Annotated in this window: 24 protein-coding genes; 16 read left to right on the top strand and 8 right to left on the bottom strand. The window is 59.5% G+C overall.

Annotated features, from left to right (window positions below; translation table 11 throughout):
* The first annotated feature begins 27 nt into the window (after nt 1-27).
* Entirely contained in the window at nt 28-1,215 is a 1,188-nt protein-coding gene (locus ACXYMP_RS03965) for an MFS transporter (protein ID WP_458904480.1), read from the top strand.
* Here ACXYMP_RS03965 and ACXYMP_RS03960 read toward each other — a convergent pair.
* A complete protein-coding gene (locus ACXYMP_RS03960; RefSeq protein WP_458904478.1) occupies nt 1,212-2,540 on the bottom strand; it encodes a DEAD/DEAH box helicase in 1,329 nt (442 codons plus the stop codon). The two genes, ACXYMP_RS03965 and ACXYMP_RS03960, sit on opposite strands and share 4 nt — an antisense overlap.
* Nucleotides 2,541-2,942: 402 nt before the next feature.
* Here ACXYMP_RS03960 and ACXYMP_RS03955 point away from each other — a divergent pair, with 402 nt between their 5' ends.
* Entirely contained in the window at nt 2,943-3,965 is a 1,023-nt protein-coding gene (locus ACXYMP_RS03955) for an aspartate-semialdehyde dehydrogenase (protein WP_298568512.1), read from the top strand.
* 173 nt (nt 3,966-4,138) lie between these two features.
* A complete protein-coding gene (locus tag ACXYMP_RS03950) occupies nt 4,139-4,306 on the top strand; it encodes a hypothetical protein (protein WP_458904476.1) in 168 nt (55 codons plus the stop codon).
* A gap of 77 nt (nt 4,307-4,383) precedes the next feature.
* Here ACXYMP_RS03950 and ACXYMP_RS03945 read toward each other — a convergent pair whose 3' ends face one another.
* Genes ACXYMP_RS03945 through ACXYMP_RS03925 form a run of 5 tightly spaced genes read right to left on the bottom strand, consistent with a single transcriptional unit; the run spans nt 4,384 to nt 7,840 of the window.
* Nucleotides 4,384-4,917, bottom strand: coding sequence for an SRPBCC family protein (locus tag ACXYMP_RS03945; RefSeq protein ID WP_298568515.1), 534 nt, complete (start codon nt 4,915-4,917; stop codon nt 4,384-4,386).
* A gap of 48 nt (nt 4,918-4,965) precedes the next feature.
* The gene (locus ACXYMP_RS03940; protein WP_458904474.1) at nt 4,966-5,583 is read right to left on the bottom strand and encodes a CDP-alcohol phosphatidyltransferase family protein; all 618 of its coding nucleotides are present in this window, start codon (nt 5,581-5,583) and stop codon (nt 4,966-4,968) included.
* A 17-nt stretch (nt 5,584-5,600) separates the two neighbouring features.
* Nucleotides 5,601-6,542, bottom strand: coding sequence for a phosphatidate cytidylyltransferase (locus ACXYMP_RS03935; protein WP_458904472.1), 942 nt, complete (start codon nt 6,540-6,542; stop codon nt 5,601-5,603).
* A complete protein-coding gene (locus ACXYMP_RS03930; RefSeq protein WP_298568523.1) occupies nt 6,539-7,177 on the bottom strand; it encodes a lysophospholipid acyltransferase family protein in 639 nt (212 codons plus the stop codon). The genes ACXYMP_RS03935 and ACXYMP_RS03930 overlap by 4 nt, the downstream gene beginning before the upstream one ends.
* A gap of 15 nt (nt 7,178-7,192) precedes the next feature.
* Entirely contained in the window at nt 7,193-7,840 is a 648-nt protein-coding gene (locus ACXYMP_RS03925) for a carbonic anhydrase (RefSeq protein ID WP_298568524.1), read from the bottom strand.
* 141 nt (nt 7,841-7,981) lie between these two features.
* Between ACXYMP_RS03925 and ACXYMP_RS03920 the strand changes: the two genes are divergently transcribed.
* The 3 genes from ACXYMP_RS03920 to ACXYMP_RS03910 all read left to right on the top strand — a co-directional run bounded on the left by ACXYMP_RS03920 (nt 7,982) and on the right by ACXYMP_RS03910 (nt 10,652).
* Nucleotides 7,982-8,362 carry a hypothetical protein gene (locus ACXYMP_RS03920; RefSeq protein WP_458904469.1) on the top strand — a complete coding sequence of 127 codons (381 nt, stop codon included), beginning with the start codon at nt 7,982-7,984 and terminating at the stop codon, nt 8,360-8,362.
* An 86-nt stretch (nt 8,363-8,448) separates the two neighbouring features.
* Nucleotides 8,449-9,831 carry a leucyl aminopeptidase family protein gene (locus ACXYMP_RS03915; RefSeq protein ID WP_458904467.1) on the top strand — a complete coding sequence of 461 codons (1,383 nt, stop codon included), beginning with the start codon at nt 8,449-8,451 and terminating at the stop codon, nt 9,829-9,831.
* On the top strand, nt 9,831-10,652 hold the full coding sequence (locus tag ACXYMP_RS03910) for a C40 family peptidase (RefSeq protein ID WP_298568530.1): 822 nt from the start codon (nt 9,831-9,833) through the stop codon (nt 10,650-10,652). The genes ACXYMP_RS03915 and ACXYMP_RS03910 overlap by 1 nt, the downstream gene beginning before the upstream one ends.
* A 16-nt stretch (nt 10,653-10,668) precedes the next feature.
* Here the strand turns inward: ACXYMP_RS03910 and ACXYMP_RS03905 are convergent, their stop codons facing one another.
* Nucleotides 10,669-11,010 (bottom strand): DUF2794 domain-containing protein, encoded by a 342-nt coding sequence (locus ACXYMP_RS03905; protein WP_458904465.1) that lies wholly within the window; start codon nt 11,008-11,010, stop codon nt 10,669-10,671.
* Between the two features lie 373 nt (nt 11,011-11,383).
* Here ACXYMP_RS03905 and paaI point away from each other — a divergent pair, with 373 nt between their 5' ends.
* From paaI to ACXYMP_RS03885, 4 genes are all read left to right on the top strand, one after another.
* Nucleotides 11,384-11,815 (top strand): hydroxyphenylacetyl-CoA thioesterase PaaI, encoded by a 432-nt coding sequence (paaI, locus tag ACXYMP_RS03900; RefSeq protein WP_458904463.1) that lies wholly within the window; start codon nt 11,384-11,386, stop codon nt 11,813-11,815.
* Between the two features lie 36 nt (nt 11,816-11,851).
* Nucleotides 11,852-13,159 (top strand): phenylacetate--CoA ligase PaaK, encoded by a 1,308-nt coding sequence (gene paaK / locus ACXYMP_RS03895; protein ID WP_298568538.1) that lies wholly within the window; start codon nt 11,852-11,854, stop codon nt 13,157-13,159.
* 3 nt (nt 13,160-13,162) lie between these two features.
* Nucleotides 13,163-13,741: a TetR/AcrR family transcriptional regulator gene (locus ACXYMP_RS03890; RefSeq protein WP_298568540.1), complete on the top strand. Its 579-nt coding sequence runs from the start codon at nt 13,163-13,165 to the stop codon at nt 13,739-13,741.
* Between the two features lie 106 nt (nt 13,742-13,847).
* Nucleotides 13,848-14,291, top strand: coding sequence for a c-type cytochrome (locus tag ACXYMP_RS03885; protein ID WP_298568543.1), 444 nt, complete (start codon nt 13,848-13,850; stop codon nt 14,289-14,291).
* Nucleotides 14,292-14,370: 79 nt separating this feature from the next.
* On the opposite strand, the gene ACXYMP_RS03880 is transcribed toward ACXYMP_RS03885, so the two are convergent.
* Nucleotides 14,371-14,652, bottom strand: a complete 282-nt coding sequence (locus ACXYMP_RS03880) for an I78 family peptidase inhibitor (protein WP_298568546.1) — start codon at nt 14,650-14,652, stop codon at nt 14,371-14,373.
* Between the two features lie 112 nt (nt 14,653-14,764).
* Here ACXYMP_RS03880 and ACXYMP_RS03875 point away from each other — a divergent pair, with 112 nt between their 5' ends.
* From ACXYMP_RS03875 to ACXYMP_RS03850, 6 genes are all read left to right on the top strand, one after another.
* Complete coding sequence (locus tag ACXYMP_RS03875) at nt 14,765-15,877, top strand: S-(hydroxymethyl)glutathione dehydrogenase/class III alcohol dehydrogenase (RefSeq protein ID WP_298568549.1); 1,113 nt, start codon at nt 14,765-14,767, stop codon at nt 15,875-15,877.
* Nucleotides 15,878-16,008: 131 nt separating this feature from the next.
* The gene (gene mbfA, locus ACXYMP_RS03870) at nt 16,009-16,986 is read left to right on the top strand and encodes an iron exporter MbfA (RefSeq protein WP_298568552.1); all 978 of its coding nucleotides are present in this window, start codon (nt 16,009-16,011) and stop codon (nt 16,984-16,986) included.
* Between the two features lie 131 nt (nt 16,987-17,117).
* Nucleotides 17,118-18,044 (top strand): AEC family transporter, encoded by a 927-nt coding sequence (locus ACXYMP_RS03865; protein WP_298568555.1) that lies wholly within the window; start codon nt 17,118-17,120, stop codon nt 18,042-18,044.
* The gene (locus ACXYMP_RS03860; RefSeq protein WP_458904458.1) at nt 18,041-19,153 is read left to right on the top strand and encodes an NnrS family protein; all 1,113 of its coding nucleotides are present in this window, start codon (nt 18,041-18,043) and stop codon (nt 19,151-19,153) included. The genes ACXYMP_RS03865 and ACXYMP_RS03860 overlap by 4 nt, the downstream gene beginning before the upstream one ends.
* A 36-nt stretch (nt 19,154-19,189) precedes the next feature.
* On the top strand, nt 19,190-20,023 hold the full coding sequence (gene fghA / locus ACXYMP_RS03855; RefSeq protein ID WP_298568560.1) for an S-formylglutathione hydrolase: 834 nt from the start codon (nt 19,190-19,192) through the stop codon (nt 20,021-20,023).
* 6 nt (nt 20,024-20,029) lie between these two features.
* Complete coding sequence (locus ACXYMP_RS03850) at nt 20,030-20,482, top strand: YaiI/YqxD family protein (RefSeq protein ID WP_298568563.1); 453 nt, start codon at nt 20,030-20,032, stop codon at nt 20,480-20,482.
* The last annotated feature ends 39 nt before the right edge of the window (nt 20,483-20,521 follow it).

The raw sequence follows: 20,521 nt of genomic DNA, 5'->3' as shown, positions 1-20,521 counted from the left end.
TGGCCGTGTTGTCTTTAGGAGGAGCCGATGCGGCTTGGTATCGCCACCCTGATTATCGCTTATGTGCTGAGCCAGTTCTATCGCGCCTTTTTGGCGGTGATGACGCCTGCGCTGAAGGCCGATCTGGGTGCCTCGCCTGAGGATCTGGCCCGCGCTTCGGGGGCTTGGTTTCTGGTGTTTGCGTTGATGCAGCTTCCGGTGGGCTGGGGCTTGGACAATATCGGGCCGCGCAAAGTGGCGGCTGCGCTGTTGGCGCTCGGCGGTGCCGGAGGTGCCGCGCTTTTCGCGGTGGCCACCACGCCCGATCACATCCTTTGTGCGATGGTCCTGATCGGGATCGGTTGTTCGCCGGTTCTGATGGCGAGCTATTTCATCTTTGCGCGCATGTATTCCCCTGCGGTCTTCGGCACTTTGGCCGGCATGGTGATTGGCATCGGGTCACTGGGCAATATCGCAGGTGCATTACCAATGGCGCTGGCGGTCGAGCAATTTGGCTGGCGCGCTTGTCTTTGGGCCTTGTCGGCGGTGACGCTTGTGGTGGCCGCATTGATTATGCTGGCGGTCGACAACCCACCAAAGCTGGTCGCCAAAGAAGGCACGCCGAAAGGATCGGTTCTGGACTTGCTGAAAATGCCCGCACTGTGGGCGATTTTTCCGATCATGTTCGTGAACTATACCGCCGCCGCCGGGTTAAGGGGCAGTTGGGCGGGGCCCTATCTGCGTGATGTCTATGGTCTGGACACCACCGGCATTGGCTGGGCCACAATGGCGATTGCCTTGGCGATGGTCATCGGCAGTTTCGCCTATGGCCCGTTGGACCGAATCTTTGGCACGCGAAAATGGGTGATCTTTGTCGGCAACATGATCGCGGTCGGATTGGTCTTCTTACTATGGGCCGTCCCCGGCGCTGGCGTTTGGCAGGTGTCGCTGACCATGGCGGCCATCGGGCTGTTCGGCGCGAGCTTCCCTTTGATCATGGCGCATGGGCGCAGCTTCTATCCGCCGCATCTTGTCGGGCGCGGCGTGACGCTGATGAATATGTTCGGGATCGGCGGCGTCGGGATTTTCCAATACAGCTCGGCCAGTGTGTTCCGTGCGGCACAAGGGCCCGACGTCGCGGTCACGGCCCCCTATCAGGCCGTGTTCCTGTTTTTTGCTGTGCCGGGGCTGATCGGCTGTCTGCTCTATCTTCTCAGCGAAGATCGCACAGACTAAGCCGATTTCGCACCACGACGCGGGCGGCGACGCTTTGAGCTGTTGGCGGGTTTGGGGGCGCCTCGGCCAGCCGATTGACCAGACCGCGTATCACCTCCGCCATGGGCGCGGGGTTTACGCCCGCCGCCGCCACCGCCACCACCGCGACGACCGCCGCCGCCACCCTGATTGCGGGTCGGGCGTTTTTCTTCGGCCGGACGCGTTCCGCCAAGGATCGGGATGTCGATCTTCATCACCTTTTCGATGTCACGCAGCAGGCCAAGTTCGACACCTGACACGAAGGAAATCGCATCGCCACCAGCGCCCGCACGGGCCGTCCGGCCAATGCGGTGCACGTAGTTTTCGGCAACCTCGGGCAGGTCGAAATTGTAGACGTGGCTGACGCCCGGAATGTCGATGCCACGGGCAGCCACATCGGTGGCAACCAGAACACGTGCTTCACCCGACCGGAACGCGGCCAGCGCACGATCACGTTGCCCCTGGCTTTTGTTGCCGTGAATCGAAACGGCTTTGAAGCCTTCCGCAACGAGCGTTTTCATCAGCTTTTCGGCCCCGTGCTTGGTGCGCGAAAACACCAGCGACAGCGAGTCTGCGTCATGGCCCAAAAGGTCAATCAGCAGCGTGATCTTTTCATTGCGACCGGGCGAGTAATAAATGCCCTGCGTCACCTTATCGGCCGCTTTGCCCGGAGGTGACACCTGCACCTTGGCCGGGTTGGTCAGATAGGCGCGCGACAGTTCTTCCATCTGCTTTGGCATGGTGGCCGAAAACAGCATCGTCTGACGCGGAGTGCCCAGTTCGGGCGCAATCCGGCGCAGCGCATGAATGAACCCCATGTCAAGCATCTGATCAGCTTCGTCGAGGACAAGGAACTTCGCCGTGTCCATACGGATCGCTTTGCGGTCCATCAGGTCAATCAAACGACCGGGAGTGGCTACTAGAATATCGATGCCCGGGGCCAGCGTGTTGATCTGCTTCTTGATCGACATGCCGCCCACCACGGTGCGGACTTTCAAGTGGGTGCCGTTTACATAGTCGTGCAGGTTCACTGCGATCTGGTTCACCAGTTCGCGTGTGGGGGCAAGGATCAGCGCCTTAACCGATTTCGGTTCGCGCTTGTCATGATTGCCCAAAAGTTGGTGGATCAAAGGCAGGCCAAAGGCCGCCGTCTTTCCGGTGCCGGTCTGGGCCAGACCCATCACATCGCGGCCTTCAAGGACCAGCGGGATCGCTTTGATCTGGATGGGTGTCGGCGTTTCATATCCGGCTTCGGTCACGGTTGTGACCAGCTTCGGGTCAAGCCCGAGCTCTGCAAATTTTGTCATTATCGTCTTTCTGGCATGCACGCTAGCACACCGCTATCACGCGGGTTTGGGGGCAAGCGCCCCATCGCTTCGGTTAGCGGCTGATGCTCGCGGTGGGCCGAGTGCCCTATACAGTTTCCTGCCCGCCGATCTGGCCGTCAGAACCCCGCGTGATTTGGGAACTTGTGTCAGGCGCGGTATGCGCCTTGGGTTTCTGTCTGCCGCATAAAGGGGCGGGCTGCTCACGCGTCAGCCGGACAGATTTGTGCCCGTATCACAGCATGAAGCGGCCAAGTCAATGATAAAACGCTGCAACTGCGTGCTAGAACCTTTCGCAATCGCGGCAATTGCGCTATGGACGCCCTCGGTCCAGCCGAGTCTTACATCAAGGCGGGCGGGCCATAGATATTAGAGGAGGCCGTGATGGGCTATAAAATCGCTGTCGTTGGTGCCACGGGGAACGTGGGCCGCGAGATGCTGAACATTCTGGCAGAGCGCCAGTTTCCTGTGGACGAGATTGTCGCGCTTGCGTCGCGCCGGTCGCTCGGCACCGAAGTCAGCTTTGGCGATACCACCCTTAAGACCAAAGACCTCGACACGTTCGATTTCACTGGTTGGGATATAGCCCTGTTCGCCGTCGGGTCCGAGGCCACCAAGCAATACGCCCCCAAGGCGGCAAAGGCCGGTTGTGTGGTCATCGACAACTCGTCGCTCTATCGCTACGACGCCGACATTCCGCTGATCGTGCCCGAGGTGAACCCACAGGCGATCCACGGGTATGCCAAGAAGAACATCATCGCGAACCCCAACTGCTCGACCGCGCAGATGGTTGTGGCGCTGAAGCCGTTGCATGACCGCGCCAAGATCAAGCGGGTTGTCGTGTCGACCTATCAGTCGGTGTCCGGCTCGGGCAAAGACGCGATTGACGAGCTGTGGAACCAGACCAAGGGCATGTATGTGCCGGGTCAGGAAGTCGAGCCTTCGGTTTACCCCAAGCAAATCGCCTTCAACGTGATCCCGCATATTGATGTCTTTATGGACAGCGGCGACACGAAAGAAGAATGGAAAATGGTCGCCGAGACGAAGAAGATCGTCGACCCGTCGATCAAGGTGACCGCCACCTGCGTGCGCGTCCCGGTTTTCGTCGGCCACTCGGAATCGGTGAACATCGAGACCGAGGAGTTTCTGGACGAAGACGAAGCCCGCGACATTCTGCGTGAATCTCCGGGCATTCTGGTCGTCGATAAGCGCGAAAATGGCGGCTATGTCACGCCGGTGGAATGCGTCGGCGACTATGCCACCTTCGTCAGCCGCATCCGTCAGGACGTGACCGTGGAAAACGGCCTGAACCTGTGGTGTGTGTCAGACAACCTGCGCAAAGGGGCTGCGCTGAACGCCGTTCAGATCGCCGAACTTCTGGGCCGTGAGGTTTTGAAGAAGGGCTGATTAACGCTTTTGATTTGACTGCCAAAGCCCTCGTCTATTGACGGGGGCTTTTGTGTGCTTGATGGGAGTCCATTGTACAAACCTCAAGAACAACCAAAAGTTGACCTTGAGGTTTCCTTTAGCCTCTGCATAGATTGATCAACGATGTCTAATTCACACAAAGGTCAAGCAAGATGCTCAAAAACATTGGTTTACCAGGATTGTTTTTGTTGGTGTTGATTATCGGTTTGCCGACTTGGCTTATAAGACGCTCAAGTAAGAGAAAATCCAGAGAACAAGCGCGCATTGCGGACGCGCTTGAAGAAATTGCTAAGTCGAAGAGCGATGGTGATAAGACTTAGATACTGGGTGATGTAAGACGACTTTCTTGTCGATATTCATCGACTGAAAAGTCCATAGAACGGCCATCCAAGCCGCTTCACCCGCCTTCAACCAACGTCTTCAAATTTGCCAGACCAGCTTCGAAATCAGGGCCGATCCAGCCATCGAACATTAACCCCATCCAACGGGCAACCGGGTTGTAGCCAAGCTCGGTATTCAAGCTCCACGTCACTTCGGTTCCCCCGTCGATGGGCTCAAGGTCGAACGTGGCGGTGGCAAGCCCTTGCCCGCCAAAATCCAATCCCATCACAACCCGTTCAGAGGGGATGCTTTCGGTGATGACTTGCATGCCGCTGCCGACATCCGGATGGTCCGAGGTCCAACGCAGGGTGTTCCCAACACCTTCCACCGGCCCCTCATATGTCATCTGGATATCCGGATCCCGGGCCAGCCATGGCGACCAGGCTTCCCCGGATTGCATCGAGTTAACATAGGGAAAGACTTCTTCTGGTTCGATCGACACCACGGTTGACCTGCTGACCGTTACTTCGTCCGGCAGAAAAAACGCCAGTGCGAACATAGCAAGAGTTAACAGAACAAAGCCCTTTATTGCGCTAAAAATGAATTTCATCGCACACTCCCTACACTCCAATTCATTAACCATAGCACGGAAAACGGGTCAGCGCGATTTTAGGTTTGTAATCATGTTCATGCTGCGTCGCAGTGTCGTAGCCATCGCCCCAAGCGCGATCACCCAAAGCGCAAGCGCAATGGTTGGCACGCTGAAAATCACAGGCACGAACAGCGCGACGACAGCCGCCCCGGTCGCCAAAGCCATGCGGTGCGGCTTTGCCATTGGGCCGCTGAAATCTGGCGCCAACGACTGCGCTGCGCCCGTTTCGCGCGTGTAGGCCGTCAAAACCGCCATCGTCGCCGCCGCCCAGCCCAGCGCGGGCGTGCCTGCCCCCAAGCCCATACCAACCAGGATCACGATATCGGCGAAACGGTCAGGCGCTTCGTTCCAAAATGGCCCATCCGGTTCCGCGCGCCCACCTTCGACTGCGACCATGCCGTCGAACAGGTTGCACAACAGTCGCCCCTGCACCGCCAGTGCAGCGACCACCAGCCACACCGGAGACACGCCACCCGACAGCCAGAACGCGGCCCCGGCCAGTGCAGCAAACAGTAACGAGGCTTGGCTGATCTGGTTTGGCGTTGCAGCACGGGCAGCCAGCGCGCCGGCGATGCGTTGCGCCCATTTTCGGTCGCGGCTTGCGATGGGTCGACGTTGTGTCATGCGACGTTGCTTTCCGATTAGGCGACCGACCAGAAATAGCGGGTCAGATGAAAGAAGACCGGGGCAGAGAAGACCACGCTATCCAGCCGATCAATGAACCCACCATGCCCTGCGATCAGGTGGCCCCAGTCCTTCACACCCTTGTCGCGTTTGATGGCGGACATCACAAGCCCGCCAAAGAACCCCATCAGCGTAATGACCAAGGCCAGACCAGCGGCCTCGAGCGGGGTGAAGGGGGTCATCCACCAAAGCCCCGCCCCGACGGCCGAAGCGCTGGCGACCCCGCCCACAAACCCCTCCCACGTTTTAGAGGGTGACAGGTGCGGCGCGATCTTGTGGCGACCGATGAGCTTGCCCCAGACATATTGCAGCACATCCGACAGCTGCACCACGACCACAAGGAAGGCGACCAGAAGCACGTTCTTGCCTTCATATCCGGGGATATTCAGCGACAGAAGTGCGGGCACGTGGCTGGCCGCGAACACGCAGATCATCAGACCCCACTGGGTTTCGGCGACGCGGGTCAGGTATCCGTCGGTATCGCCTTGGACGGCGATGACGATGGGTAGAAGAAGAAAGGCATAGACCGGGATGAAGACCGAGAACATGCCATACCAATCCACCCAGATCAGCACGTATTGCACCGGCAGGATCACGAAGAAACTGACCACCAGCGCCCAGTGATCTGCACGCCGTTTGGCGGTCAACGTCAGAAACTCGCGCAGCCCCGCAAAGCTGAGCAGCGCGAACAGGATCACGACGCCCGCCTGCCCGCCCAGCATCGCCAGCGCCAGCAGCACAACCATCCCCCACCATGCGTTGATCCGGGCGACAAGGTTTTCGACCACGTTATTGTCGGCGCCAAGGCGGGCATTCAGGATCTGTCCGATCACGGTGGCGACCACCAAAATGGCAAAAACGCCGGTCAGCAGCTTGGTGAATTCGGCATGGACGATCATCGCGCGGCCTCCTGCGCAAGCTCGGCCAGTGCCACTTGGGCACGCGCCAGAAAGGCGGCCTTGTCTTCGCCTGCAACAACCTCAAGAGGGGCGCCGAAGGTCACGGAACACAAAAGAGGCACCGGGATCACCTTTCCCTTCGGCATCACCGAGTTCAGGTTTTCGATCCATGTCGGGACAAGCTCGACCTTGGATCGGGCCTGCGCCAGATGGAAAAGGCCGGGCTTGAAGGGCAACAATGGTTCATCGGTCATGTTGCGCGTGCCTTCGGGAAACAAGATCAGGCTGGCGCCATCATCAAGGGCGGACACCATCTGTGTGACCGGGTCATTGGTGCGTGTGTCACGGTTTCGGTCGATCAACACGGCGTTGAAGACCTCGCGCCCAATGAAGGTTTTCAACTTGTTCGTCAGCCAGTAATCCGACCCGGCGACGGGCCGGGTCCGGGCGCGAAGGGCTGGGGGCAGAACCGTCCAGATCAGAACGAAGTCACCATTCGAGGTGTGGTTCGCAAAATAGATGCGTTGATGTGGCACAGGATCCACGCCGTGCCACACCCCGCGCACTGCCGTAACAAGCCGGGCGAACAAGGCAATTGCCGTTCCGACGCGTTGCGAAAGGAAAGCGCGAAACAACCGCCGACCCTTTGCTTAGACGGGCAGGAAGGAATCGGTTTTGGCGTCGTAATACTCCAGTCCACCTTCACCAATATCGTTCCACAACCCGTGCAGGGACAGCTTTTCAGCCTCAACCGCGTCGCGCACGAAGGGGAAGGTCATCAGGTTGTCCATTGACACCTTGACGGCCTCTTTTTCCAGCATCGCGCCGTCAATCTCGGCATCATTGCCGCCAAGACGTTCATAACCGGGGCGCAGAATGTCCATCCAGCGGCCAATGAACGAAGTTTTCTCGGCCAGTTCAGGCGCGCGGCCGTGGCACATATCGTGAAACCCTTTCACACCGCCGCAGGTCGAATGACCCAGCACGATCAGATGGGCCACTTTCAGCGCCTTCACAGCATATTCAACTGCCGCCGATGTTCCGTGATAGTCCCCGTCCGGCGCATATGGCGGCACGAGGTTCGCGATATTGCGGTGCAAAAAGAACTCGCCCTGATCCGCGCCGAAAATGGCGGTCACATGAATGCGCGAATCACAGCACGAAATCACCATGGCGCGCGGATGCTGTCCTTCTTCTGCCAAGCGGCGATACCAAGCTTTGTTTTCTGCATATCCTGTGGCTTTCCAGCCCTGATAGCGTTGAGCAAGATAAGTTGGCAGCGGTTGCGCACGTTCCATAAGATCCTCCTGTAGGCGTTCCATCGTATGTAGGCTGCAATCCCGTGAAATTCGAGAAAATTTTGCTGCATCGATATACGATTTCTTGAGACCGTTACGTCACAATCCTCAATCAGAGGGTTTGAATTCAGGGGTAAGCAGGTGTCTGACATCGTAAAAATGAAACATGTGGAAGCTGTGCGATTGGATCGCGGGCAATTGGAAACGCTTTTTGTGCAAATGGGACCAGCACGCGCCGACAAGGAAATCAATCAATCGCTCGAAGATTTGGCGGTTGCGCTTGCGAGTGTGCAAAAGGCAAACGCGCGCGGTCAAACAGATTTGCTGTGCGAAGGGGTCCGTCACCTGATTGCGATCGCCAACAAGATCGGCATGACCAGTCTTGGGCGTGTGGCGCGCGATGTGCTTGATCTGGCACAGGGAAACGACGTTGCCGGCTTCAGCGCGACACTTGCGCGGCTGGGACGGATTGGCGAACGCAGCTTGATCGCCGTCTGGGACCTTCAGGACATGTCACTTTAGGGACAATGGAGCGCCCGGTCTTCTGGACCTTGCGGCGGCGTATATTGGCGTTAGTCTGGGGTCAGCTCAATTGACCCGAGGCAAAAATGACCCTGACTTTCGCACCCGACACGCCCGACGCGATCCCGCTTATCGTGATCAATGAAAGCGACGACGCTGCTTTGGCCTCTTTGCCGAATCGGGCCCGCAAATGGGCTGCGGCAAACGGCTTTTCGGGTGCGTTGGGCACCGCTTTGGTGCTGCACGATGACAGCGGCAGTCCCGAACTGGCGCTGATCGGAAACGGGGACGAAAAATCGCGCGCGCGCACCCGGTTCGGACTGGCCGGCGCAAGGGCGAAGCTGCCCGGCGGCACCTATCGGCTGCAGCATTCACTTGACGCCCTGGCCCTTGAAGAAGCGGCCTTGGGCTGGCTGCTTGAAGGCTATCGTTTCGACCGCTACGCCGCCCAGAAGCCACCCAAAGCCATGCTGGTCGCCCCCGACGGGGTGGATGCCAGCCGGGTTGAGGCCATCGCCTCTGCCGAGGCATTGACCCGTGACTTGATCAACACTCCAACCGAAGACTTGGGCCCGGACGAACTTGAGGCGGCAATCGGCACACTGGCTCAGCGCTTCGGTGCATCGGTCACGGTCACCAAGGACGCGGCTTTGTTGGATAAGAACCTGCCGATGATCCACGCCGTCGGGCGCGCCGCCAGCCGCGCGCCACGGTTGATTGATATGCGCTGGGGCGACACGGGTCCGACCCTGACCTTGGTTGGCAAGGGGGTCTGCTTTGATACCGGCGGGCTGAACCTGAAGCCCGGTGCCTCGATGGGGTTGATGAAGAAAGACATGGGCGGGGCCGCGACCGTTCTGGGGCTTGCACAGATGATCATGTCGCTTGGCCTTAAGCTGCAGCTGCGCGTGCTAATCCCGGCGGTTGAAAATGCGGTGGCCGGCAATGCCTTCCGCCCCGGCGATATTCTGACCTCTCGCAAGGGACTGACCGTAGAGGTGAACAACACCGACGCCGAAGGCCGGTTGGTCTTGGCCGATGCGCTGGCCTTGGCGGACGAGGAAACGCCGGATCTGCTGATCTCGATGGCGACCCTAACGGGGGCTGCACGCGTGGCCGTCGGCCCAGATCTGTCGCCTTTCTATGCCACCCGTGACGCAGATGCAGATGCAATCCGAGGGGGGGCGCGAAATGCAGCAGACCCGGTGTGGGAGCTGCCATTCTGGGACCCGTATGACGCGTTGATCGAACCTGGTATCGCGGATCTGGACAACGCCCCGAAGGGCGGGTTTGCAGGCTCGATCACGGCTGCATTGTTCCTGCGACGGTTTGTGACCGACACGCCGCGATATGTGCATTTCGACATCTATGGCTGGAACCCGACCGCGGCGCCAGCCCGGCCAAAAGGTGGTGTTGGCATGGGTGCGCGCGCGCTTCTGGCGGCCCTTCCAGATTTGTTGGGCCTGTGATGGATGCCCGTCTGACCCCCGCCAACGCCCGGATCGCTCACGAAAGCCTGCGCGGCAAGGTGGACGCCCCGGCCTTCACCGAAGGGCGCTGGCGACGTGTCGGAACCAGCGTCGCTGACATTTTACGCAGCCCTTTTGGCGCGCGCAATCGGCAAGCGCTTTTCGGCGAACGTGTGCTGGAGCTGGATGCTTCGGACGGTCATGCGTTCATCCAGGCAGAGCGCGACGGCTATGTCGGCTATGTCGCACTGTCCAGCTTGACCGACGATTTCGCGGCCACGCATCGGGTCAACAGCTTGGGAACGCATTTATACCCTGAGCCGGATTTCAAATGCCGTGAGGCCGACACGCTGTCGCTTGGGGCGCATGTGACCGTTGTCGGAACCTCTGGACGGTTCGCCAGAACGGATAGCGACGCGTTCATCCCGATGGTTCACCTAACCCCAATCGGTGAGGTCTGCGACGACATCGTCGCCATTGCCGAACTGTTCTTGGGCACACCCTATCTGTGGGGCGGCAATTCACGGGCGGGGATCGACTGTTCGGGTCTTGTCCAGACGGCATTGCTGGCGGGCGGGCATTCGTGCCCCGCAGACAGCGACATGCAAGTCGCGCTGGGGCATAGCATTCCCGAAAGTTCACCGCTTGAGCGCGGAGATCTTTTGTTCTGGAAAGGTCATGTCGCGATGGTTGTGGACAAGGCCCGCATGATACACGCCAACGTGCACCATATGGCTGTCGCCTATGAAAATATTGAAGATGCGATCACCCGCATTGCCGCGCAGGGCGACGGGCCGGTGACTGCGCGAAAACGCCTCTAGCGGTTGCAGGCTGGGGTCAGTCCACCGCCCGGATAAGCTTGCGTTCCAAAACCCTGAGCACGGCGCGCAGATCAGCCCCACGTTTCAATATGCGACCATCCATCCCGATCACCGCATATTGTCCCTGCCGGTTGCGCAGCTTGGGGCGCTTTTCGACCCGATAAAGCGGGTGTTCGGCCGTGCGCCTGAATACGGAAAAGACGGCCACCTCGTTTAGGAAGCTCATGCCATAGTCGCGCCATTCACCGGCCGCGACCATACGCCCGTAAAGCCCCATAATCGCGCCAAGCTCGGTGCGGTTGAAAACGACCTGATCGACTGGCTTGCCAGGACCCGAACGCGGCGTCATGTGCTGCATGTTCATCCTTTCAGAGTGCCGTTCTATGATTAACAAATCAATCCCTGCCCAACTTTGGCCGCAAATATTGACACTTGTTTTCACATCCATTCCCTTTTGACGCCGCGTTAGGCAGCGATAGGTGATGATGTAGCGAGCGAAAGCTCACCCGGTGCCGCACATAACAGCCCCCACCCAGTTAGCGGCACCGGGGCTACCATTTGGGCCTAACTCACTGAAAATCAAACCAAGCACAGAACGCTGTGCCATCGCCTTTGCACGCCTGATGGACGCGGGCCGCGTGTTTGGCTTGATGTCACGCGAGACCGATCCACAACACTATTGACCGAACGGTCAGCTTTATGCATCCTCTTTGCATAGCTCAGGGGGGAACATGACGCCACAAGACCGTGCAGAACGCGCCGCCCGCGTGATGTGGGACGATGACCCGGCCTCGCAGGGATTGGGGATGTCGCTGGACCAGATCGCACCGGGCCGTGCCGAGATGTCGATGACCGTGCGCGACGAGATGTCGAACGGGCATGGTATCTGCCACGGCGGATTCATCTTTACCCTCGCAGACAGCGCCTTCGCCTTTGCCTGCAACAGCTACAACACCCGCGTCGTGGCCCAGCACAATTCGATCACCTATCTGGCCCCGGCAAAGCTGGGCGAAACACTGGTGGCACAAGCGACCGAGGTCAGTCGCACTGGTCGATCCGGGATCTATGATGTCGTGGTCACCGGCACGGACAGGCGTGTCATTGCGCAGTTTCGCGGCCATTCACGCCAAATTTCCGGCACCCATTTTGAAGATGACAGCTGAAACGCGACGGGCATGCGCCCCCGACGGAGGACCAACATGAAAGACCTGACCCCTCGCAAGCAAGACCTTGACCCGATTGAAATCGCATCACGCGACGAAATCGCCGCACTTCAGCTGAAGCGCATGAAATGGTCGCTGAAACATGCCTATGACAACGTGCCGTTCTATCGCAAAAGCTTTGACGACGCGGGCGTGCACCCGGATGATCTGAAATCGCTTTCGGATCTGGCGAAATTTCCGTTCACGGTGAAGCAAGACCTGCGCGACAACTATCCGTTCGGCCTGTTTGCCGTCCCGCGTGGTGAGATTGCGCGCGTTCACGCAAGCTCGGGCACGACGGGGCAACCCACCGTGGTCGGCTACACCAAGAACGATCTGGCGATGTGGTCCACGGTTGTGGCGCGCTGCATGCGGGCCTCGGGTCTGCGGCCCGGTGACGTGCTGCACAACGCCTATGGCTATGGCCTGTTCACCGGTGGTCTGGGCGTGCATGGCGGGGCCGAGGCGTTGGGACTGACCGTGGTGCCGGTGTCCGGCGGCATGACGCAACGCCAGGTGCGTCTGATCGAAGACTTCCGCGCCGATGGTATCACCGTGACGCCGTCCTACGCGTTGTCCATTCTGGACGAATACGCCAAGCAAGGTCTGGACCCACGCAAAAGCCCGCTGAAGGTCGGCATTTTCGGCGCCGAGCCATGGACCAACAACATGCGCCGCGAGATCGAGGACGCCTTCGACATGCATGCGGTCGACATCTATGGCCTGTCCGAAGTGATCGGGCCGGGCGTCGCCAACGAATGCGTTGAAACCAAGGATGGGCTGCACATCTGGGAAGACCACTTCTATCCCGAGATCATCAACCCCGACACCGGCGAGGTGGTCGAAGATGGCGAATTGGGCGAGCTGGTCTTCACCTCGCTGACCAAGGAAGGCTTCCCGATCATCCGATACCGCACCCGTGACCTGACCCGCCTTTTGCCGGGAACGGCGCGCTCCATGCGGCGGATGGAGAAGATCACCGGGCGGTCCGATGACATGATCATTCTGCGCGGCGTCAATGTCTTCCCGACCCAGATCGAAGAACAGTTGATGGATGTGCCGGCCCTTAGCCCCCATTTCCAGATCGAGCTGGTCCGCCCGGGTCGCATGGACGAAATGCATGTTTACGTGGAAATGGCAGACGGCCTGTCGCAAGACGGCGCTGAAGCAGCCGCACGCACCTTGTCGGCCAAAATCAAATCCAACGTCGGTGTCAGCGCCAAGGTGCATGTCACCGAAGGTGGCAAGGTTGCGCGCAGCGAAGGGAAAGCGGTAAGGGTCGTCGACAACCGCCCGAAGGAGTAGCGCATGCCACGAGGGATCGCGCGCGACCACGAAGAAAAGCGTTCGGCCATCCGCAAAGGGGCGGCTGCCTATTTCGCGGAACACGGCTTTGACCGCGCCTCGATGACGGCGGCGGCAAGGCATTGCGGTGTATCGAAAGCGCTGATCTATCACTATTATGACAGCAAGGAAGCGCTGCTGTTCGATATCCTCGACACCCACCTGTCAACCTTGGTCAATCAGGTAGAAGCTGCGCCCGAAACTGATGGGCTTAGGGGGCTCGTGCGGGCAATCCTGCAAGCCTACAAGGGCGCCGATGCAGAACATAAGCTTCAACTTGACAGCCTTGGGGTTCTGGAAGCCGAACAACAGGCGCCATTGATTGCGCTACAGCGTCGGCTGATCGAAATGATGGGGGCGGCACTGCAGAAAGAGGCTCCAGGTGCCTTCAGTGGCAACCGCAATCTGCGCGCTGTCACCATGTCGGTTTTTGGAATTTTGAACTGGTATTACATGTGGAATCATCCCGGCAAAGGGCTAAGCCGCGAGGAATACGCGGATCTGGTTTCCGATATGATACTGGGCGGCATCCACGCCCTGTAGGGCACAGCGACCTGCAAAACCTGCCGATCACAATCCTGTCATTTTGATTTTCCACGCCACCGCGTAAGATCGCTGGAATACAGCCCTCGACGCGAAAGGATTACGGATGAAATTGTTGAGAACGACATTGATTGCCCTGATAGCCAGCGCCCCGCTTGCCGGGCCACTTCTGGCGCACGAAGACGCGACAAACCCCGTCGTAATCGAACGAATGGAAACGATGAAAGCCATTGGTGGGGGCATGAAGACGCTGGCCGGCATGGCCAAGAACGAGATTCCGTTTGACGCGGACAAGGCCAACGCCGCGTTGGCGATCATGGCTGAAAAAGGCGTGCTGATCCCCGCGAAATTCGAAGCAAATGAACCCGATCCCGCGACCGAGGCATTGCCCGCCATCTGGGAAAACTTCGACGACTTTGTCAAGAAATCCGAAGACATGGTGGTCGCAGCCAAAAGCGCACCGACCATCACCGACACGGCATCTCTGGGCGCCGCGCTAGGTCAAGTTGGCGGCACCTGCAAGGCCTGTCACCGCGACTATCGCAAGTAAGCCAGCGACGGCTGAGCCTAATCAGGCGGGGCGCCTTGCGGCATTCCCGCCTTTTTTGTGCGGCATTGGGATCGGGCGCTCAGGTGCACCAAACGCGGTCGATGATTCCATTTTCGTCGATCGAGATGTTCAGCCGGTCCGGGCGATAATCCATGGTCAGCGCCATGCCGGGTCGCACCACACGCGTGACGCGCGGCAGATCAACCTCGCGCAACGTGGCGGCGTCCTGACCGATCAAACCACGCAGTCGGTCAGCCCCGCAACGCGGTGTCAGATCAACGGGTCGTGGTTCATCGCGGGCACCGGGCTGGCACGCTGCCAGCAGGGCGATGATGGGCAGGGTCAAATATCTGTGTCTCATCCCACCATTTGCGCTGCAATGTCGTGATGTGGCAAGAGCCCGTCGGCTGAGCAGTTGAAACTGCGCCCTCTTTCCAGCAATCTACCCCTTAGATTGAACAGGAGTATACACAATGCGCACCCGTGCCGCCGTTGCCGTCGAAGCCGGTAAACCCCTTGAGATCATGGAGGTGAACCTTGAAGGCCCGAAAGCGGGCGAGGTTCTGGTCGAAGTCAAGGCCACCGGCCTCTGTCATACCGATCTGTTTACCCTGTCAGGTGCTGACCCCGAAGGGCTTTTCCCCGCAATCCTTGGTCACGAAGGGGCCGGCGTCGTGATCGAGGTCGGGCCGGGTGTTACCTCGCTTGAGGTTGGCGATCACGTGATCCCGCTTTACACGCCGGAATGCCGCGAATGCGAATACTGCCTTAACCCGAAGACGAACCTGTGCCAGTCGATCCGCACAACCCAGGGCCAGGGCCTGATGCCCGATGGCACCAGCCGGTTCTCGATGCTGGATGGCACGCCGATCCTGCACTACATGGGCTGTTCGACCTTCGCCAATCACACCGTCCTGCCCGAGATTGCACTGGCGAAAGTGCGCAAGGACGCGCCCTTCGACAAGATTTGCTATATCGGTTGCGGTGTGACGACGGGCATTGGGGCTGTAATCAACACCGCCAAAGTCGAAATCGGTTCAACCGCCATTGTCTTTGGTTTGGGCGGCATCGGTCTGAACGTGTTGCAGGGCCTGCGCCTTGCAGGTGCGGATCAGATCGTCGGTGTAGACCTGAACGACAACAAAGTCGACATGGCGACCCGGTTCGGCATGACCCATTTCGTGAACCCCTCAAAGGTCGACGGTGATCTGGTCGCGCATTTGGTCGACCTGACGGGCGGCGGTGCAGACTATACGTTCGACGCCACCGGCAATGTGGGCGTCATGCGCACGGCGTTGGAAAGCGCGCATAAGGGTTGGGGCGAAAGCGTCATCATCGGCGTCGCGCCCGCCGGGGCTGAAATTTCCACCCGCCCCTTCCAACTGGTCACCGGTCGCGTCTGGCGCGGCACGGCGTTTGGCGGTGCGCGCGGTCGCACGGACGTGCCGCAGATCGTCGATTGGTACATGGACGGCAAGATTGAGATCGACCCGATGATCACCCATACGATGGGACTGGACGACATCAACAAAGGGTTTGATCTGATGCATGCGGGCGAAAGCATCCGCGGTGTCGTTCTGTATTGATCCGGTCCGAAAATGAGCCGCAAGGGAGGGGTTTTCCCGACCCTTGCGCGACCTTTCCAGCGGCAAAATGCAGGGTTGCATAAAGCTGCATTTTCCCTAAATTAGAACCGTTCTAATTTAGGAGCTCTTGCATGCTGTCCGGCACTCTAAATCGTCGTCGTTTCTCGGATCTGTCCGAACAGGAAATCCTTGCGCTGGCCATTTCCAACGAAGAAGACGACGCGCGGATTTATCGCCAGTATGCGGAAAGCCTGCGCGCTGATTTTCCCGCTTCGGCAAAAGTCTTCGACGGCATGGCCGAGGAAGAGGACGAACATCGCCGCCTTCTGATCGACGCGCACACGTCGCGCTTTGGGGATGTTATCCCGCTGATCCGGCGCGAACATGTTGCTGGCTTCTATGCCCGGCGCCCGGTCTGGCTGGTTGAAAACCTTGGTCTTGAAACCATCCGCGGCGAAGCCCGCGAGATGGAGCGCCAAGCCGAACAGTTTTATCGCAAAGCAGCAGATCGCACCAGCGACGCTAGCACGCGCAAGCTGTTAGGGGATCTGGCCGCCGCCGAGGCCGATCACGGCAACGTGGCTGGCCAACTTGAAGCCGAGCACCTTGCTGGCGATGCCCGATCGGAAGAGGACGCCGACGCGCACCGCCAGTTTGTGCTGACTTGGGTTCAGCCGGGACTGGCCGGATTGATGGATGGCTCTGTCTCAACCCTTGCGCCGATCTTTGCCACCGCGTTCGCGACTCACGACACGCACACGACCTTCCTTGTTGGCCTTGCCGCAAGCGTCGGGGCGGGCATATCGATGGGCTTCACCGAAGCGGCGTCAGATGACGGAGAGCTTTCTGGCCGTGGCAGCCCGGTGAAACGTGGGTTTGCGTCCGGGATCATGACAACGCTTGGCGGATTAGGGCACGCATTGCCGTATCTGATCACAGATTTCTGGACCGCAACCACCATCGCGCTTCTTGTTGTTTTCGTCGAACTTTGGGCAATTGTGTGGATCCAGAACCGGTTTATGCAAACGCCCTTCTGGCGGGCCACACTGCAAGTCGTTGTGGGCGGCGCATTGGTCTTTGCAGCCGGGGTGATTATCGGGGGCGGATAGCCGCAAAACCGCCCAGCGCATGCCGCCTCTCGGCCCGTCCTAGCGGCCATTCCAACACCATTCGATCTTCAAGACCCGGCCCGACGCAGGCACATCTCGCCAAGCGCCATCCCCCATGCTAGGGCTGCAACATGATCGACGTTTTGCTGCAAACTCTGCCCTTCTTCGCGCTCATCGGACTGGGCTTCGGCGCCGCCGCTCGCGGGTTTTTCCCGCCCGAGGCAACCGCCTATCTGACACGTTTTGTGTTCTACTTCGCCCTGTCAGCGATGTTGTTTCGCTTTGCGGCCAACCTGAGCTTGTCCGAGGTCATCTCTTGGCCCTTTATCTGGGCCTATGCGCTTGGTGGCGGGGCGGTTTATCTGCTGGCCACGACCGTCGCGCTATTGCGCAAGCGCGGGCTTGAAGAAGCGGCCGTCGAAGCCCAATGCGCGGTCATCGGCAACACCGGATTTCTGGGCGTGCCGATGCTCGCGCTGTTGATGGGCGAAGCTGCCGTTGGCCCTGTCATGCTGGTGCTTGCCGTTGATTTGTTCCTGTTTGGCAGTCTGATCGTCATCCTGATCACCGGATCACGTGACGGGCGGGTCAGCCCGGCCGTGTTGGGCACAGTTGCCAAGGGTTTGATCACCAACCCGATGATCGTCTCGATGGCGCTTGGCTTTGCATGGTCAGCGTCAGGTTGGGCCTTGCCCGAACCGGTCAACCGATTTCTGGACATCTTGTCCGGCGCCTCGACCCCCGGTGCTCTGTTCGCCATCGGCGCATCCCTCGCCGCCAAATCAGCCGAGCGGGTCAGCGTTGCGGCATGGTTGTCCTTCGCCAAGTTGATCCTGCACCCTTTGGCCGTGGGTGTATTGGCCTTTTTCGTATTTGACGTAGAGCCCTTTGCCGCCACCGTGATGGTCGCTGCTGCGGGTCTGCCGGTGGCGGGCAATGTCTATATCTTGGCGCAGCACTATGGCGTGGCCCCTCAGCGCGTCTCGGCATCAATCCTGATTTCGACTTTGGCTTCAATTCTAACCGTCTCCGCCATTCTTGCCTGGATTATCCCATGACGCTACTGACCGGCGCATATCGCCTGTTCTTCCCATTCACCGCGCTGTTCGCCGGCACCGCCATTCCGATCTGGCTGATCTATCATGCCGGACTGGTAGAGCGGATGAACGACCCGTTGCTCTGGCACCAGCACGAGATGCTGTGGGGCTATCTTCCCGCAGCTCTGGCCGGGTTCTTGTTCACAGCAATCCCCAATTGGGCTGGTCGCCCTGCCTTGGGGCCGAAATCAGTGGCGGGTTTGTTTGCCCTGTGGCTGACCGCCCGTATCGCGATGTTTGCCGCGCCCGAAGGCGCTCTGTCTCATACTGTCGCCTTGGCGTTTCTTCCCATCGTGGCCCTTCTGGCCCTGCGCGAGCTGATCGCCGCGCGAAACCGTCGCAACTATATCGTCGCTTTGGTCGTGCTTGGTATGGGGCTGGCGCAGGCTATTTTTCTGATGGCAGATGCCGAGCTTGGCCTGACCATGGGGTTCGCGTTGGCCTTTGTGCTGATGGTTCACATTGGGGGCCGCGTGACCCCTGCGTTCAGTCGCAACTGGCTGAAAAAGCGTGGTGAAGACAACCTGCCCGCAGCCTTCGGCCCCGTTGATCAAGCCGCCATCGGGCTAAGTGCTGCTGCGGCGGCAAGCTGGATCACTCTTGGTGCCCAGACCGCGACGGGCATACTTGCCGCGCTGGCCACCATCGCCCTTGCGCTGCGCCTGTCGCGGTGGCGCGGCTTTGCGGTGACGTCTGAGCCGCTCTTGTTTGCGCAGCACGCAGGCTATGCGTGGCTGCCGCTGTCGATGGCGCTTTTGGCAATGGCGTCGCTGACGGATGTGGCAAATATCGGTCAGGTTCATCACGCACTTGGTGTGGGGGCGATCGGAACGATTACCGTCATCGTCATGCTGCGCGCGCTTCTGGGACATTCTGGCCGCCCGATCGAGGGCAATCGCTTTGACCGTGTCTTCCTGAACTTTCTACATATCGGTGCGGTGCTGCGCGTCACTGCGGACTGGACCGGCGATCCTGCACATTTCTATTACCTGGGCGGTGTGTTCTGGTCAGTGGGGATGATCTGCTTCTTTATCCGCGCATTCCCCATTGCCTTGTCGCCCCGTGTCTAGTTAGCTCATCCAGACATGTCAGAAAGGACCAGCCAGATGGAAACACTCTCTGAAAACGCCTGCTTTGGAGGCACTCAAGGGGTCTATCGCCATGCGTCAGCGGCAACCGGCACAGACATGACCTTCGGGCTGTTTCAACCGGTCGAGGCACAAGATGGCCCTGTGCCGGTTGTGTGGTATCTGTCTGGCCTGACCTGCACTCATGAAAACGCCATGACCAAAGCGGGGGCGCAGGGGTGGGCGGCGGAACAGGGTATCGCCCTGATCTTTCCCGACACCAGCCCGCGCGGCGATCATGTGCCTGATGACGAAGACTATGACCTTGGACAAGGCGCAGGCTTTTACGTGAACGCCACCCAAGACCCGTGGGCTGCACAGTTCCAGATGTGGGATTATGTGACCGAAGACCTGCCCGCGCTTGTCTTTGACAAGTTCGCGCTGGACCCCGAGCGTCAGGGCATCACCGGGCATTCGATGGGTGGTCACGGCGCACTGACCATTGCAATGACCCTGCCCGAACGGTTTCGGTCCGTGTCGGCCTTTTCCCCGATCTGCAACCCGATCGCCTCCGATTGGGGCCGCAAGCAATTCGAGGCTTATCTGGGCGATGAAGACGACGCCGATTGGAGCGCCTACGACGCCAGCCTGTTGATGGCGCAGCGCGGCTTTGACGGTCCGATGCTGATCGACACCGGCACCAAAGACCAGTTTGTCGACCTTCTTCGACCCGAAGCCCTGGCCCACGCCATCGCCCGCCACCGCCAACAGGCAAACTTCAGACTGCAACCGGGCTATGACCACAGCTATTTCTTTGTGTCGAGCTTCATGGAAGACCATATCGCCTTCCACGCTGAAGCGCTCTGGGCCTAAGCGGCGATGGTGGTCTATGTCGATGCCGATGCCTGCCCGGTCAAATCCGAGGCCGAGGCCGTCGCCACGCGCCACAAAACCAAGCTCTTGCTGGTCTCGAACGGGGGGCTGCGCCCTTCGCAAAACCCACTTGTCGAAATGATCTATGTTCCCGACGGACCGGATGTCGCTGACATGTGGATCGCCGATCGTGCCGGGCCGGCCGATGTCGTGGTGACCGGAGACATCCCCTTGGCCGCCAAATGCGTCGAAGCCGGCGCCCAAGTCCTGCGTCACAATGGTGAGCGCTTCACCCAAGCCAATGTTCGCGAACAGTTGGCGATGCGCGATCTGATGACGGACCTGCGGGCAGCCGACCCGTTTCGGCAAGGCGGGGGGCGCGCGTTTTCCAAGGCCGACAGAGCGCGTTTTCGTGAAGCTCTGGATGATGCGTTGAGGCGGGCGCCCACCGCTGAGTGACGGCAAGATAAGGGGGACACCCCCGCAACTTTCCCCTTA

The sequence above is a fragment of the Aliiroseovarius sp. CAU 1755 genome (genome assembly GCF_054482655.1).
This window is presented reverse-complemented; position numbering and strand designations above follow the sequence as displayed.

What these genes read in the sequence shown, in the direction of transcription:
- ACXYMP_RS03945 (WP_298568515.1), bottom strand. Translation starts at nt 4,917, where the DNA reads ATGAAATTCATTTTTAGCGCAATAAAGGGCTTTGTTCTGTTAACTCTT.
- ACXYMP_RS03905 (WP_458904465.1), bottom strand. Translation starts at nt 11,010, where the DNA reads ATGCAGCACATGACGCCGCGTTCGGGTCCTGGCAAGCCAGTCGATCAG.
- ACXYMP_RS03875 (WP_298568549.1), top strand. Translation starts at nt 14,765, where the DNA reads ATGCGCACCCGTGCCGCCGTTGCCGTCGAAGCCGGTAAACCCCTTGAG.
- ACXYMP_RS03910 (WP_298568530.1), top strand. Translation starts at nt 9,831, where the DNA reads ATGGATGCCCGTCTGACCCCCGCCAACGCCCGGATCGCTCACGAAAGC.
- ACXYMP_RS03885 (WP_298568543.1), top strand. Translation starts at nt 13,848, where the DNA reads ATGAAATTGTTGAGAACGACATTGATTGCCCTGATAGCCAGCGCCCCG.
- paaK (WP_298568538.1), top strand. Translation starts at nt 11,852, where the DNA reads ATGAAAGACCTGACCCCTCGCAAGCAAGACCTTGACCCGATTGAAATC.
- ACXYMP_RS03860 (WP_458904458.1), top strand. Translation starts at nt 18,041, where the DNA reads ATGACGCTACTGACCGGCGCATATCGCCTGTTCTTCCCATTCACCGCG.
- ACXYMP_RS03950 (WP_458904476.1), top strand. Translation starts at nt 4,139, where the DNA reads ATGCTCAAAAACATTGGTTTACCAGGATTGTTTTTGTTGGTGTTGATT.
- ACXYMP_RS03850 (WP_298568563.1), top strand. Translation starts at nt 20,030, where the DNA reads ATGGTGGTCTATGTCGATGCCGATGCCTGCCCGGTCAAATCCGAGGCC.
- ACXYMP_RS03915 (WP_458904467.1), top strand. Translation starts at nt 8,449, where the DNA reads ATGACCCTGACTTTCGCACCCGACACGCCCGACGCGATCCCGCTTATC.
- ACXYMP_RS03935 (WP_458904472.1), bottom strand. Translation starts at nt 6,542, where the DNA reads ATGATCGTCCATGCCGAATTCACCAAGCTGCTGACCGGCGTTTTTGCC.
- ACXYMP_RS03925 (WP_298568524.1), bottom strand. Translation starts at nt 7,840, where the DNA reads ATGGAACGTGCGCAACCGCTGCCAACTTATCTTGCTCAACGCTATCAG.
- ACXYMP_RS03955 (WP_298568512.1), top strand. Translation starts at nt 2,943, where the DNA reads ATGGGCTATAAAATCGCTGTCGTTGGTGCCACGGGGAACGTGGGCCGC.
- ACXYMP_RS03880 (WP_298568546.1), bottom strand. Translation starts at nt 14,652, where the DNA reads ATGAGACACAGATATTTGACCCTGCCCATCATCGCCCTGCTGGCAGCG.
- ACXYMP_RS03940 (WP_458904474.1), bottom strand. Translation starts at nt 5,583, where the DNA reads ATGACACAACGTCGACCCATCGCAAGCCGCGACCGAAAATGGGCGCAA.
- ACXYMP_RS03865 (WP_298568555.1), top strand. Translation starts at nt 17,118, where the DNA reads ATGATCGACGTTTTGCTGCAAACTCTGCCCTTCTTCGCGCTCATCGGA.
- ACXYMP_RS03965 (WP_458904480.1), top strand. Translation starts at nt 28, where the DNA reads ATGCGGCTTGGTATCGCCACCCTGATTATCGCTTATGTGCTGAGCCAG.
- mbfA (WP_298568552.1), top strand. Translation starts at nt 16,009, where the DNA reads ATGCTGTCCGGCACTCTAAATCGTCGTCGTTTCTCGGATCTGTCCGAA.
- ACXYMP_RS03890 (WP_298568540.1), top strand. Translation starts at nt 13,163, where the DNA reads ATGCCACGAGGGATCGCGCGCGACCACGAAGAAAAGCGTTCGGCCATC.
- ACXYMP_RS03960 (WP_458904478.1), bottom strand. Translation starts at nt 2,540, where the DNA reads ATGACAAAATTTGCAGAGCTCGGGCTTGACCCGAAGCTGGTCACAACC.
- paaI (WP_458904463.1), top strand. Translation starts at nt 11,384, where the DNA reads ATGACGCCACAAGACCGTGCAGAACGCGCCGCCCGCGTGATGTGGGAC.
- fghA (WP_298568560.1), top strand. Translation starts at nt 19,190, where the DNA reads ATGGAAACACTCTCTGAAAACGCCTGCTTTGGAGGCACTCAAGGGGTC.